At 67.9% G+C, this 12,792-nt stretch carries 13 protein-coding genes; 10 read left to right on the top strand and 3 right to left on the bottom strand.

Features of this window, described 5'->3' with window-relative positions:
- Positions 1-51 precede the first annotated feature (51 nt).
- From AC069X_RS14400 to AC069X_RS14415, 4 genes are all read left to right on the top strand, one after another.
- Positions 52-723 carry a ParB/RepB/Spo0J family partition protein gene (locus tag AC069X_RS14400; protein WP_478728515.1) on the top strand — a complete coding sequence of 224 codons (672 nt, stop codon included), beginning with the start codon at positions 52-54 and terminating at the stop codon, positions 721-723.
- Positions 720-2,159 (top strand): methyltransferase domain-containing protein, encoded by a 1,440-nt coding sequence (locus AC069X_RS14405; RefSeq protein WP_478728517.1) that lies wholly within the window; start codon positions 720-722, stop codon positions 2,157-2,159. The genes AC069X_RS14400 and AC069X_RS14405 overlap by 4 nt, the downstream gene beginning before the upstream one ends.
- A gap of 1,097 nt (positions 2,160-3,256) precedes the next feature.
- Positions 3,257-3,808, top strand: a complete 552-nt coding sequence (locus AC069X_RS14410; RefSeq protein WP_478728519.1) for a hypothetical protein — start codon at positions 3,257-3,259, stop codon at positions 3,806-3,808.
- Positions 3,809-3,926: 118 nt separating this feature from the next.
- Complete coding sequence (locus AC069X_RS14415; protein ID WP_478728521.1) at positions 3,927-5,333, top strand: terminase large subunit domain-containing protein; 1,407 nt, start codon at positions 3,927-3,929, stop codon at positions 5,331-5,333.
- Between the two features lie 2 nt (positions 5,334-5,335).
- Here the strand turns inward: AC069X_RS14415 and AC069X_RS14420 are convergent, their stop codons facing one another.
- Entirely contained in the window at positions 5,336-6,178 is an 843-nt protein-coding gene (locus tag AC069X_RS14420; RefSeq protein ID WP_478728522.1) for an abortive infection family protein, read from the bottom strand.
- A 195-nt stretch (positions 6,179-6,373) separates the two neighbouring features.
- Here AC069X_RS14420 and AC069X_RS14425 point away from each other — a divergent pair, with 195 nt between their 5' ends.
- Entirely contained in the window at positions 6,374-8,050 is a 1,677-nt protein-coding gene (locus AC069X_RS14425) for a hypothetical protein (RefSeq protein WP_478728524.1), read from the top strand.
- On the opposite strand, the gene AC069X_RS14430 is transcribed toward AC069X_RS14425, so the two are convergent.
- Positions 8,028-8,576: a hypothetical protein gene (locus AC069X_RS14430; RefSeq protein ID WP_478728526.1), complete on the bottom strand. Its 549-nt coding sequence runs from the start codon at positions 8,574-8,576 to the stop codon at positions 8,028-8,030. The two genes, AC069X_RS14425 and AC069X_RS14430, sit on opposite strands and share 23 nt — an antisense overlap.
- Positions 8,577-8,668: 92 nt before the next feature.
- On the opposite strand from AC069X_RS14430, the gene AC069X_RS14435 reads away from it, so the two are divergent.
- The 5 genes from AC069X_RS14435 (at position 8,669) to AC069X_RS14455 (ending at position 11,492) form a co-directional block, all read left to right on the top strand.
- Positions 8,669-9,343 carry a hypothetical protein gene (locus AC069X_RS14435; protein ID WP_478728527.1) on the top strand — a complete coding sequence of 225 codons (675 nt, stop codon included), beginning with the start codon at positions 8,669-8,671 and terminating at the stop codon, positions 9,341-9,343.
- 109 nt (positions 9,344-9,452) lie between these two features.
- Positions 9,453-9,875: a head decoration protein gene (locus AC069X_RS14440; RefSeq protein WP_478728529.1), complete on the top strand. Its 423-nt coding sequence runs from the start codon at positions 9,453-9,455 to the stop codon at positions 9,873-9,875.
- Positions 9,875-10,924, top strand: a complete 1,050-nt coding sequence (locus AC069X_RS14445; RefSeq protein WP_478728531.1) for a major capsid protein — start codon at positions 9,875-9,877, stop codon at positions 10,922-10,924. Before AC069X_RS14440 ends, AC069X_RS14445 begins: the two co-directional genes overlap by 1 nt.
- Entirely contained in the window at positions 10,921-11,115 is a 195-nt protein-coding gene (locus AC069X_RS14450; protein ID WP_478728532.1) for a hypothetical protein, read from the top strand. The genes AC069X_RS14445 and AC069X_RS14450 overlap by 4 nt, the downstream gene beginning before the upstream one ends.
- A 56-nt stretch (positions 11,116-11,171) precedes the next feature.
- Positions 11,172-11,492: a hypothetical protein gene (locus AC069X_RS14455; RefSeq protein WP_478728534.1), complete on the top strand. Its 321-nt coding sequence runs from the start codon at positions 11,172-11,174 to the stop codon at positions 11,490-11,492.
- Positions 11,493-11,669: 177 nt separating this feature from the next.
- Here AC069X_RS14455 and AC069X_RS14460 read toward each other — a convergent pair whose 3' ends face one another.
- Complete coding sequence (locus AC069X_RS14460) at positions 11,670-12,158, bottom strand: RICIN domain-containing protein (protein ID WP_478728536.1); 489 nt, start codon at positions 12,156-12,158, stop codon at positions 11,670-11,672.
- Positions 12,159-12,792 lie beyond the last annotated feature (634 nt).

The raw sequence follows: 12,792 nt of genomic DNA on the forward strand, positions 1-12,792 counted from the left end.
CAACACGCTTGATCACCTAGGGTCGATGGTGGGCGCGGGGCTGGAGCCCTCGTGTCCACTGCTGCACCCCGCATCCCCGAATCCCTCGCGGCGCTGGCCGTACCGCTCGCGCACCTCTCGCACTACTACCGCAACCCGCGAACCGGCGACCTCGCCTCGATCACCGAGTCCCTGGCCACCCACGGCCAGTACAAGCCGATCGTCGTCAACAAGGGGTCGCTCACCGGCCGTCCGAACGAGATCCTCGCCGGCAACCACACCGCAAAGGCCGCTCGGGCCCTTGGCTGGGACGAGATCGCCGTGACCTGGCTCGACGTGGACGAGGACACCGCGGCAAAGATCGTCATCGTCGACAACCGCACCAGCGACCTCGCCGGATACGACACGGCCCTGCTCGCGGACATCCTCACCGACCTGCCGGACCTCGATGGCACCGGCTACGACCAGGCGCAGCTGGACGACCTTCTCGATGACACGTCCCTACCCGCGCCCATCGAATTGCCGAGCGACGGCGCGGGGACCGGCTCTGCCGCCACCGTGGACTACCTCCAGTGGGGATACCTCCAGTGGTCCTCGACCCGCGTACGGATCACACAGGACGAGGTCGAGTTCCTGAACGGCCTCTACCGGAGGTTCGTCGACGCGAACGACTCCGACCTCGGCTTCGGCTGGCACGTCCTGAACGAAGAGCATCACGCCATCGATGACGAGGTCAGCGCGTGAACCCGCTCGACGTCCGGTTCGATCCGGCGTATCCGCTGTCCGGCCTCCGCCCGGCCGAGTACAACCCGCGCCGTCTGTCGGAGGCGTCGTTCGTGCGGCTCCAGGGCTCCCTGCGCCGTCACGGCGTGGTCAAGCCCGTCATCCTCAACGCGGACGGGACGCTGGTCGCCGGTCACCAGCGAACCAAGGGCCTGAAGGCCATCGGGCAGGAGACGGTGCCCGCGATGATCCTCCCGCAGAAGGTCCGTCTCCAGGACGAGATCCGGTTCAACCTCCTGCACAACCGGGTCGAGACCGAGTCGTCCGTGGTGTACGCGGAGGCCGGTCCGATCGGTCAGTGGTGCTGGATCCCCTGGCAGACCATCGAGGTCGTCGCCTCCAAGAACATCCCCTTCCAGCAGGCCATCGGCTTGATGACCGCCGCCCACGGCCCCTGGGGGTCCGTCGTCATCGACGACCAGGGCCGGATCGTCTTGAACGCCGAGTACGCGGCGGTCGCGAAGTCCCAGCGGTTCGACGTCCTCGCCTGGACCGTCGCTTCCTTCGACGCTGGCCAGCTCGTGGAGGACCTGACCGGCGAGTACGGCGTGTACGACTGGACCGGCCTGGAGGAGCAGGCCCCTGTGTGGAACCAGCACATTGTGCAGCCGAACCGTCTCCGCGAGCACTCCTCGAAGGCCAAGGCGGGCCAGGTCCGGTACAAGTCGGAGACGTGGGAGCAGCTGGTCCTGCCCTGGCTGACGACCGGGCACCGCGTCGTCGACTTCGGCGCCGGCCACGGAGACTACGCCCGTCACCTGAGGGCGCAGGGCTACCAGGTGCACGACTACGAGCCATACCGCACGCTCAAGGGGAAGTACTCCCTCGACATCCGCGGCATCGTCGGCATGATCCGCACCATCGAGCGGGAGCTCCGCGAGCGGGGCCTGTACGAGGTCGTCGTCCTGGACTCGGTCATCAACGCCACGACCAGCCTGGAGTACCAGCATTGGGTGCTCCTCACGGTCAACGCCCTGTGCGCTTCGGAGGGAGTGGTCGCCATTGGAACCCGGAACCTGGAGCGCGAGAAGGCATACGAGTCGTCCGAGCACTCCATCAGCCGGGACGCCGAGCGACTGAAGTTCCTAGACGACTACAACGTCGACATGAGATTCGTCCGCGGGAAGTGGCAGCGCATCCGCTACCACACCCCGGAGTCCCTGCGCGGGCTCCTCTCGCGCTACTTCGAAGAGGTCGAGCTCAGCGACGCCAGCAGGGCCACCATGAAGGCCGTATGCCGGAAGCCGCGACGTTTCTCCATCGCGGAATACAAGGAGGCTTTTCGCAACGAATTCAATATGCCCTACCCCAACGATTACCGACATGGCAAGCATGCCGGAATTCTCGAAATCTTGATAGAATTGATCAAGGAAAGGAACGCTCAATCGGAGGGGTAAGAAATGAATTCGGGGGCGGACCGGGAAACGGTTCGCATAGACATAGAGGCACGCGACAGCTTCAACATCATGTGGCTCGCCGGCATACGGCAGCTTGACCTCAGCCAGCACTGCCTGAAGACCTTCGCCGAGTGCGACAGGCCAGCCGTCGACCGTCGGCGGAGGCGGCAGACGCTGCTACTGCCGGCGGAAGGAGCGCCTGCCGCCTGGTACTTGTGTGCGCTGCCGATTCCTTGGGACTGGAGGAGGAACGCGCACCTCGCCTTCGAGGCTGCCCCGGGTAAGACCTGGGAGGGCGACGCCCTCGTTCCTGGCCTCGGCGTGAGGCTGCACAACGCGAGACCGATCACGGGCTGGGGTGAGCACTCCATCCCGGATAGTACGCCGCTCCGACAGGTGAATCGATACAGAACCTGTCGGAACTGGCAGTTCGGATGGTGGCTGCGACAAAACAAGCATGTGCCCATTACGCAACTCTCACCAGCCCCGGCTCGCATCAGCAGGGGTGGACCTGAGCAACTGGCCTTCCATACCCCGTAGCTGCCGTCCTCCCGTGATACATGGGAGGACATTACGGTGTACGACAGTGAAGCCCGCCGAGGCCGGAGCACGAATCATGGCTAGCCCCGGCCTCGCGGTCCGCGGGCGCAGCTACCAGGGAGCGCAGACGATCGGAATGCACTCGCAGCGGGTTTCGTTGCAGACACAGATGTAGCAGTCGTCTGCAACAGCCTGCGCGGCGCCAGTGAAGGTCAAGACCACGGCGGCAGCAAGCACAGCGAGAGTCCGGGCTACCCAGTTCCTCATGACGTGTCCTCCAACTCGAAGCGGCTTTCGTGAAGGACTTCCCGTCATTGCCGAATCGACCCCGCGGCATGAGGGGCGCCAAACGTCAAAGGAGGGCGCACACGTCGGGTATTCGCGTTCGAGTGCCAAGCCACACGATTCCGATTCCCACGTGTGGGCGATGGACAGGGGAAACGATCCCCTGACGACGTTCTGCGCAGCGCCCTGGATGCGCCTCCTGGTAACAAGTCGTACCCCTCCCCTTCGCTGCGGGATCATGGAGGTGTGGCGCGGGGCCCAGGGAGACGTTCATGGGCCGCCCGACCCGGGCCGTGCGAGCCGCGATCACGCAGCGGCGCACCGACGCCATCGACCTCAAGTTGGCCGGCGTCGACTGGCTGACCATCGGCCGGAAGCTCGCCGCGGATCCGGCGATCAACTCAGACGGGATCGCCTACCCGCAGGGGTACGGCATCGAGGCGTACCGGCGTGGCACTGAGCCGCCGAGCGGCAGCCGCCTGATCGAACTCGCCTGCAAGGACGTCTCCAAAGCATTGGCGGAGCGGAGCACGGTGCTGGATGAGAGCACCGATGAACTGCGCAAGCTCATGGCGGAGCGACTGGAGCGACTGTTCTTCGGGGTATACCGGTCCGCGATCCGCACCGGCGACCTGGCTGCGGTCGACCGGGCGGTCCGGATCATCGAGCGCAGCAGTCACCTCCTCGGCCTCAACCGCCCTGTCCGTACGGAGATCACCGGCGCGGATGGTGGCGCGGTGCAGGTGGAGACCGCGGGCCTGGACGAGCTGGAGCGGCTGATCGCGCTGGCCGGCGACGCGGGCGCCGAGGGTGGGGAGGGCTGACGAGGCTGCGGTTCTCCAGCTATACCGCACGCTGCCCGCGTCGCGCCGCCGTGAGATCGCCGCAGCCTCCACACCACCGCTCCGCGCCCGGCTCGCTCAGATCGAGCGGGAGATGGCCATGGACCGATCACCGGGCGCAATGGCGGCGGTCCTCACCGACGGGAAGGAGATGCAGGCCCCGCACCTGGGGTTGATCGACGCTGCCTTCGAGCGGGTTGCGGCCGGGGTGCCGACACGGCTGCTGCTGACGATGCCGCCCCGGCACGGCAAGTCTCGGCGTGCTGCCCGGTGGGCGCCGCTGTGGTACCTGCGGCGGCGCCCGGAGCACCGGGTGATGATCGCCTCGTACTCCTCCGACCTGGCCGACGATCACGGTCGTTGGATTCGCGACGCGATCCTCACCTACGGGCCGCACATCGGCATCGGACTGCGCCCCGGGTCCTCCGCCGCGAACCGCTTCGACCTAGCGGGGACCGAGGGCGGAGCCGTCATGGCCGGTGTCGGCGGCGGCCTCACCGGTAAGGGCGCCCACCTGGCCGTGGTGGACGACCCGATCAAGGACGCCGCCGAAGCCTCTTCGCCCACCATGCGGCGCCGCCTCTGGGAGTGGTGGCAGGCCGTCCTCCTGACCCGTATCGAGCCCGGTGGGTCGGTCATCCTCATCCAAACCCGATGGGACGAAGACGACCTCGCCGGTCGCGTGCTGGCCGAGGAACGGCACCGGTGGACCGTCATCGACCTGCCCGCCCTCGCGCTTGCTGAGGACGACGCCCTCGGCCGCTCCGTCGGCGGCGCACTCTGGCCTGACCGGTACGACGAGGCAGCCCTTGGGGAGATCCGCGCGTCCGTCGGTGAGCGGGTGTGGTGGTCGCTGTACATGCAGCAGCCCCGCCCGCAGGACGGCGGCGTGTGGGACTGGGCGTGGATCACCGACAACCGGATCTCCGCTGCTCAGCTCCGGGGCATCGACCTCAGCCGGATCGTCGTCGCAGTCGACCCGGCGGGCGGCGAGTCCGCCGTCGGCGACGAGACCGGCGTCATCGCTGCGGGGCGCGACACCGATGGGCGCCTGTACCTGCTCGATGACCGCAGCGGAAACCGCGGCGCGGACTCTTGGGGTCGGGAAACGTGCCTTCTGGCGATCGAGCTTCGGGCGGACGCGATCGTGGTCGAGTCGAACTACGGCGGCGACATGAGCCGCCAGGTGATCGCGCAGGCGTGGGAGGACCTGCACCGCGAGAACAAGACCGAGCAGATGCTCATGCCCGCGGTCATCCCGGTCACCGCCAAGCACGGCAAACGCTTGCGCGCCGAACCGATCGCCCAGCTCTACGAGCAGGGCCGTGTCCACCACGTCGGGCAGTGGCCGACCCTGGAGCAGCAGATGGTGACATGGGTGGCCGGCATGGACTCACCGGACCGGATGGACGCGGCGGTGCACGCCCTCACGGAGCTGGCTAGTCCGCAGCACGGAGGCGCGGGATCGTCGGGGTACCGCGACGGACGGCTGGACGGGCGTCGTTAGCCTCAGTTCGACTGCTGAGCCTCGTACGCCTCCATGTAGAACGTGGCCGCTGCCGCTGCTGCTGAGACGACCAGCCGGGCAGTGGCCACGTCGGGTGCTGGGCCCTGGCTGAGCCCGTGCCCGGTTCCCAGCCCAGCGTTTCGCAACTCGGCCGCTCCGATTACCAACGTCGTCAAGGACTGGAGCACCTTGCGCCTGGGGCCGGCACCCGGTTCGTCGCCGTGCACCCCTCCCGGGTCGAGGCCGAGTGACACAGCGGCGCGCTTCACCAGCTTCGGAAGGTCCTGCTTGGTCTCATCACCGTTGCCGTGCAGGCCCAGCACCGCTTTAAGAACCGACTCCAGAAGCTCCTTCGCCGCCCCGATGGCCAGCGCAGGATCATCACGGAGGCCTTGGCGGATGCGCATCGCGTGCATGTGCACGTCTTCGATCCCCAAGGTCTCCGCAGGAGTCCGTAGATCGTCCACGGTCGCTTCAGCGTGATGGGCACCGTACAGCTCTTGGTGCAGGTCTGGATCGTTCTTGGCCAGCCAGGTCCTCAAGTCCAGTACCCGTTCCGCCACGAGAACTGCCTTCGGATCGATCTTGGACTCTGCAATGGCGTATCCGCCGCCGAGTTGCCGGTCCCTCGTGGGTCGGAGGATGGACTCCACCATCTCCAGGACGTGCTCCGAGTAGTCGGGGTCGTTCCAGTCAAGGCTCCGAAGCAAGCGCGGGTGGTTTCGTACGCGGTCTGCATGGCCGGTCTCGTACGCGAACTTCAGCCAGTCTCCGCTGTTGAAGCGTGCCTCGATCGCCCTCGCGACGGCGAGGACGATCTTCTCCGGCTTGATTCCGGACCGCATGTGGAAACCCCCTGATGGCTGAGAAGCTTCACGGTAGAGCGCAGCCCGCTGCCGACGCCGGGGATTTCCGAGGCGTAACCGGCCAAGACCTACACGTAGCCTTGGCAATGGCGCGGGGCCGAACGGGGAGAAGCACCCTTGGGCCTACGCGAGTTTGTTTCCGATGCCTGGTCATGGCTGAACTACAAGCCGATGATGACCACCGCCAGCACTGGACTCCCCCACCGGGCCCTCGCTCCAGCGGTCCGGCCGGGCTGGCTGCCACCCGACGCCGCCCGCCGCCTGGCGGCATACAAGATCCTCGCGGCCTACGACTCCAACCAGGCCGGTGAACTCTCGCTCCTCACCGGCAACGAGACGGGGGGTGAGAGGCGGGAGTTCGGTGACGCCGCCGCCTTCGTGAACACCACGCTTGCCCACCTGCTGGGCAGGGCGCAGCAGATCGTGGTGCCCGGCGCCGAGCCCACAGCCGAGGCGGAACCATCCCCGGAGGCTGCGGCTGCAGCGGAGGTACAGCAGCGCCTACGGAATTGGGCGGAGAAGGAGCTGCTTCCCCTGCGGATGCAGTCCGCCGAGCGCAAGGCGGTGCTCCTCGGGGACTCCGTATACCTGCTGGCGTGGGATCCGGACAAACAGCGAGTCCGGCTCCGTACGCTCGACCCAGGCTTCTACTTCCCAGTCCTCGACGACGACGCCGACCCCGGGGACTATCCGGCAAAGGTCCACCTGGCATGGGAAGTCCCCGAGGACCCTGCTCGTGGTGTGAAGGCGCGGGTGCGGCGGATCACGTACGAGCTGGGGCCGATCGCTGCCGCGACCCGCAGCTCAGAACCCGGCCGCCGCGACCTGGTAGCCGATGGATCCGGTGGCTGGCTTCTTGAGGCGGGGGACGTCTTCCACCCGGACGCCGGTCGGATCGAGCGGACGTACCCGTGGGCGGATCTGCCGTCCGGCGTCACCTGCTACCTCACGGACGCCGAGTGGGACGTCAATGATCTCCGCCTGGGCCAGGTCCTCGATGACCTGCCCTTGGATAAGGCCAGGTTCCGGACCCGAGCGGATGGGGAGGTGCTGGATCGGCTGGATCTGCGGATCGACTTCCTCCCGATCGTGCACGTCACGAACACGGTCGCGGACGGCGAGCACTTCGGCCAGTCCGCTCTGGCGCCGGTGATGCAGGCGCTGGACGAGCTTGCGGAATCGGACACGGACTCGGCGCGAGCGTCGGCCACCACCGGGGCCCCGATCATCGGTCTGGCGGGCGTGCGTACCGAGGTGGACCGGGTGACCGGTCGGCCGCGCCCGCTTGCCGTGGAGCCGGGCACGGTCTTCCAGCTTGGTGACTCCGGGCGCATGGATGTCCTCGACACCTCCGGCCAGCTTGCGGAGCTGCGAGCCCGGGTCGAGGAAATCCGCGAGCGCGCCGCCGTCAACGCCCGGCTGCCCGCGGTCAGCCTCGGGACCGTTGACCCCTCCGACGTGCCCAGCGGCTACGCCCTTCAGCTGTCCCTCGGACCGCTGGACTCCTTGGTGGACTCGATGCGGCTGGCGAGGGCCCACAAGTACGCCCTGCTGCTCAAGTTCGTGCAGCGTCTGCACCAGGCCGGTCAGGCGGAGGGCTGGGAGCCGGGCCCCAGCGTTCCGGTTCGGCTGGTCTTCGGTCCGCACACCCCAACCGATCGCAGCGCGGTACTGGACGAGGTCGTGCGCGCGGTGGGCGCCGGCGTGCTGTCCCTGGAGACCGGTGTACGGATGCTCCAGGCCGCCGGGTACCCGATCAACGACGCTCGCGCGGAGATCGACCGGATCGCCGCCGGGAAGGCGTCGGCCGGTGCCGCAAAGGAGGGGATCAATCCTCACTCTCCTGCTTGAAGTCGGACTTCTTCCTGGTCTTGAACCGCTCGCGTTGCGGCTCGGCGGGCTCTCGCAGGTCCTCTTCCGACATCTCGTACTTGGTGCCTCCGGCCCACTGCAAGAGGTAGGTGCCGTATCCGCCGGGCACGTTCTCAATGCGGCTGATGAACATGCAGTCCCCGGCGAAGTCGCCAAACTCGTCGCCCAACACCTCGCCTTCCCTCGGATCACGAGCGGAGGCGAGGCGCGTGCCGTCCTCATCGAAGACCACCCGTTCCTCCTGGGACCCGCCGGTCCCTACACACGTTCCGGGCTTCGACCCGGGAACGGTGTACTTCCCCTCCTTCACCGACACCTCGTACGCGGTGAACGGGCTGCGGTCCACCCACGGCTGCCACAAGGCGATACCGATAGCGACCGCGACGGTGACCGTGCCGGCCACGATCGCGTTCCTGCGTCCCCTGGGCTGCCTCTGCGGCGCCTTGTCCAGCGAGACCTGCTTATCTTCCACGGTGCCCCCCACCTGGTCGTTGCCATTGATCATGCCAGGGCGATGCTTCCGGCTGCCCGGAGGCGTCGCGCTGCACTCCGTAGACTCGATCACGGCGCGGGGACGCCGAGGAGAGTCACACCCTGATGTCCCGCCTTCTTCCCTCTCCGTCCGCCGTGCTCGGCTACCGGCGCGACGGCCGTCCGATCCACCCCATGCTCGGCGCATCATCCGATGACCCCTCGAGCGGTGGCGACCCGCGGGTGACCCTGGGGCAGCAGCAGCTTCAGCAGATGATGGCGCGTGAGAAGGACCAGGGTTCCCGGGCCGGCCGAAGGGACCTCGTGGAGAAGCTGGGATTCGCCTCCGCCTCCGAGTTGGAGCAGTGGGTGACGCAGCAGCGCGACGCCGAACAGCAGCAGCTCACCGAGACGCAGCGCCGGGAGCAGGAGCTCGCAGCACGAGAGACGGCCGCCGCCCAGCGAGAGGCCGCGGCTGTCGCACTGGAGCGGGGCGCCGCCCGCCGGGCTGCTCTCGCCGGGAAGGGCGCGACGGGAGACAACCTCGAGGACGCCGTGGCGCTGCTCCGCATTGCGGACGACGCCGACGAGACGGCGCTCGACCAGGCGGTAACCGATCTTCAGACCCGGCGCCCGGAGCTGTTCCGGCCGGTTGCTCCCGGAGACGGCCGGGTGTCGCCCGCCCCTGGTGGTGCCCCGGCCTCCGTACCTCCCCCGCGCCCCGGCTGCCAGGCCCCCAAGCCGGGTGAAGGCGGACTGGCGATGGCCCGCCGCCGCGGACTGCTGCCTCCGAGCCCCTGACCCGCGCGCAGCTTCCGCTGCGCGCCCTCGGGGACCACGCCCCGCTCGCTTCGTGGACCGCTCCACCATCCGGTGAGAGCAGGCCGCTCCGGCACACAGGAGAAGCGGCTTGATCCAGCCGTCCACCACCACCGTCACCCTCACCGCTGACCGGGACTGGCTCGCCTCCCGGCACGGCACCGACTCCACCGAGACGATCACCCTCGACCTGACCAAGCTGACCAAGAGCACCCACTACGTCGAGCCCACGGCCGCCGGCCCTCACGGCTTCGTCCGTTCCGGCGTGCCCGTAGGCCGCATCACCGCGTCCGGCCTGTACGGGGCGTACGACCCGACCGCGACCGACGGCCGCCAGGTCCTCGCCGGCCTGGTGTTCGCTGAGGCCGCGTTCACGTCCGGCCAGACCAAGATCCCGGCCGCGCTGTTCTGGCACGGCACCGTCAAGGCTACGAAGATCCCGGGCGGCATCGACGTCACGAAGATCGCCGCGAACCCGGCTGGTGGGCAGATCCGCTTCCTGGCGGTGAGCTGATGAGCATCGCCGACCTGCTGAAGAACGTGTCCGTCGCGGACCTCACCGTATACGCCCGCTCCATCCCGAACCCGCAGGACTTCCTGCTCACGCAGACCGTCTTCGCGGAGACCCAGGTCCAGGACGTGAAGTGGCGCATCCGCAACACCAAGCGGCGCGTGAACACGGCGTCCTACCGCGCGTACGACGCGTCCGTGCCGATCGCCCGGCGTCAGGCCGAGCAGACGACCACAGAGGGCACCCTGCCCGCCCTGGGGCAGAAGCTGCTGGTGGGCGAGATGGAGCAGCTGCTCCTCGACGCGACGCGCGGCGCGGACGAGGACCGGCTGATCGAACTGCTCTACGACGACGTCGAGCGGCACGTGGAAGCCATCCGCTCTCGCCTCGAACTCGCCGCTGGCGATGTCCTGGTGGACGGCCGCTTCACGCTGGCCGGGGAGAACGGTCTGACCGTCGAGGTGGACTACGGCGTACCCGCGGCGAACATGCCGACCGCACCGAAGCCGTGGAGCGCACCGGATGCCGACCCGCTCGCGGACGAGCTGCGCTGGATCGACTACCTCGATTCCATCGGGGCCCCGGCGCCCGAGATGGTCCTCACCTCCCGCAAGGCTGCTTCTCACCTCGCGGGTAACCAGGCCTACCGGGCCGCGTACTACGGCACCCCGGCCGACGGCCAGACCCCGACGTCCGCGCTCACCCCTGAGCAGGTGAACTCGGTGCGCGGCACGTACGGTCTGCCGCCGATCACGCAGTACAAGGCGCAGGTCTGGCAGGACGACGTGTCCAAGCGGGTTCTGCCCGAGGACAAGTGGATCCTCCTTCCGCCGGACCGGCAGCGGTGGGGGCAGACTCAGTACGGCACGACCGCCGAGTCCCTGGCCCTGTCCAGGGGCACGGATCCGCAGATCGAGCGGCAGGAGGCTCCCGGCATCGTGATCACACGGGACGCGCAGGATGACCCGGTGCAGATCTGGACCAAGGGGGCTGCCGTCGCCATGCCGGTCCTCGCCTCGCCGGACTGCCACATCACGGCGACGGTCCTGTGAGCGCCGCCGTGAAGGCTGTGGGGGTCCTCTCGGCCACTGTGCATGTTCTCGACCCTGAGGAGCGCGTTCCCATCGTGCTGCTGGCTGGCACGGAGGTGGCGGACCCGGCGATCGCCGAGCAGATCAGCAACCCTGCCTGCTGGGAGACCGAGCCAGCGGCCAGAGCGAAGAGCACCCGCAAGACGACGTAGCACCGGGCCGGGGAGGAGCAGGCGCTTCTCCCCGGCCACGTACGTGAAGGGACTGCATGGACACCGAGGTATTGCGTTGGCTCCTGGCCCAGCTCGGGCCCGACAGCGACCCGAGCGACCTCGCGCAGCGATACGAGCGCCTACGCTCGGCTCGCGCTACTGCTCAGGAGGTTCTGACCGAGCGGATCAGCGCCCTGCTGGCCGAGCCTCTGCGCGTCACCCTCAACGGGATTGCCACGATCGACCAGTCCGGCAACGTGGCCGCCCTCGAACGGCGTCTTAGCCAGCTCGCCGGGCAGTCCGCACCTGATGACGTGGCCGAGTGCGCGCTCGAGGTCTTCACCGGCATACCGCTGGTTCCGCGCCAACGACGGTGAACGATCCGCATGGCTGCGTAGGTCAGAAGCGGCTCTGGTCCACTGGGCCTCGGGCATCGCCTCGCAAACGGACTTCGAAGCCCGGATGAATCAGTGGGTCGCTCGTGTCTTCGAGGTGTGCGGCGGTGCTCAGTGAGTGCTGGTGCCTAGGGGCGAGCAGCAGGTCGCAGACTCCTGTCAGCCGATCTGGTTCCAGGCCTGGGTGCGTATGCCGGCGTAGCCCCACTGCTGGGCCCGAGCGCCGTTGCTGCCGCTGGAGTCCGCGATCTCCAGTACCCTTTTGCTGTTGACGTTCACGATCGACATGCCGTCGTACCAGTACCAACGCTGGGTATCGATACCGGTGCAGTCCCACTGCTGGGCCGGAGCTCCGTCGTCCGTACGCGAGTCGGCGATCTCCAGGCACTTGCCGCTACCCTGGTTGACGATTTCGAAGGTACCGTCGCTGTGGGTCTTCTGATACCAGTAGGCACCCGGCTGATTGCCGCAGAGCCACTGCTGAGCGCGGGCACCGTTGCTCTTGCTGGAATTCTCGATCTCCAAGCACCGGCCGCTGTTGAGGTTTCGGAGATGGAAGGCCGGCGCAGCCTGGCTTGTGGCCGGGAACAGGACGACGACGGAAGCAGCAGCGGCGGCGGTAGCCGCAACCTTCAAGGATCGGTTCAAGACAACACTCATCACTTAGAGAAACATGCTTGCAGCTTCTGCTGCAGCAGAAGTTGATCTTGACGATAGCCCTCCCCCCGAGACATGGCAAAAGGGGAGCAACTGCCTGGCGGGCCCTCCCGGGCCAGCAGATGCACACGCCGACAGACCAAGCGTCGCCAGTACCAGGCAGACGGGAACCGGCCCTCCCTGGGGGTCGGCCCCGGCTGCTCCGTGAGGGGTCCGCTCCGCACCTCGACCCCACATCGAACGTCCCCGCACTGCGGTCGCCAACGGCTCCGCTGACCAGTCACAGAAGGGGTCCTGGACCGCGAGGGCGAGGCCCCGGTGTCGTTCCGGGTATTCAGTGCTCACCGGCCGCAGCCCGCTTCTTCCCGCGCTCCCGGGTGGTCGGTCGCTTCGTCCTACCTCCGGGACCGGCTGACGGCGCGGTAACGGGCAGAAGAGGAAACGGTCCAGACAGCACCGTATTGCCAAGGCCGTCGCGGGCGCGGACAGGCTCTGCATACCCAGCCTGATCGTCGGACCGCTGATGGCCGACGAAGAGACTCGTGGCCCCCGGTGCATCGGATCCGGTGTGGGACGTGGACACCCCGCGATGCCGATTCCCGGAGAGTGGCGCCGACCGCCAAGT

Source organism: Streptomyces sp. NPDC043896 (genome assembly GCF_056435605.1).

Coding starts and splice junctions, on each gene's coding strand:
- AC069X_RS14410 (WP_478728519.1), top strand. CDS start 3,257: ATGGGCCGCCCGACCCGGGCCGTGCGAGCCGCGATCACGCAGCGGCGC.
- AC069X_RS14415 (WP_478728521.1), top strand. CDS start 3,927: ATGGACCGATCACCGGGCGCAATGGCGGCGGTCCTCACCGACGGGAAG.
- AC069X_RS14420 (WP_478728522.1), bottom strand. CDS start 6,178: ATGCGGTCCGGAATCAAGCCGGAGAAGATCGTCCTCGCCGTCGCGAGG.
- AC069X_RS14425 (WP_478728524.1), top strand. CDS start 6,374: ATGACCACCGCCAGCACTGGACTCCCCCACCGGGCCCTCGCTCCAGCG.
- AC069X_RS14430 (WP_478728526.1), bottom strand. CDS start 8,576: ATGATCAATGGCAACGACCAGGTGGGGGGCACCGTGGAAGATAAGCAG.
- AC069X_RS14435 (WP_478728527.1), top strand. CDS start 8,669: ATGTCCCGCCTTCTTCCCTCTCCGTCCGCCGTGCTCGGCTACCGGCGC.
- AC069X_RS14445 (WP_478728531.1), top strand. CDS start 9,875: ATGAGCATCGCCGACCTGCTGAAGAACGTGTCCGTCGCGGACCTCACC.
- AC069X_RS14455 (WP_478728534.1), top strand. CDS start 11,172: ATGGACACCGAGGTATTGCGTTGGCTCCTGGCCCAGCTCGGGCCCGAC.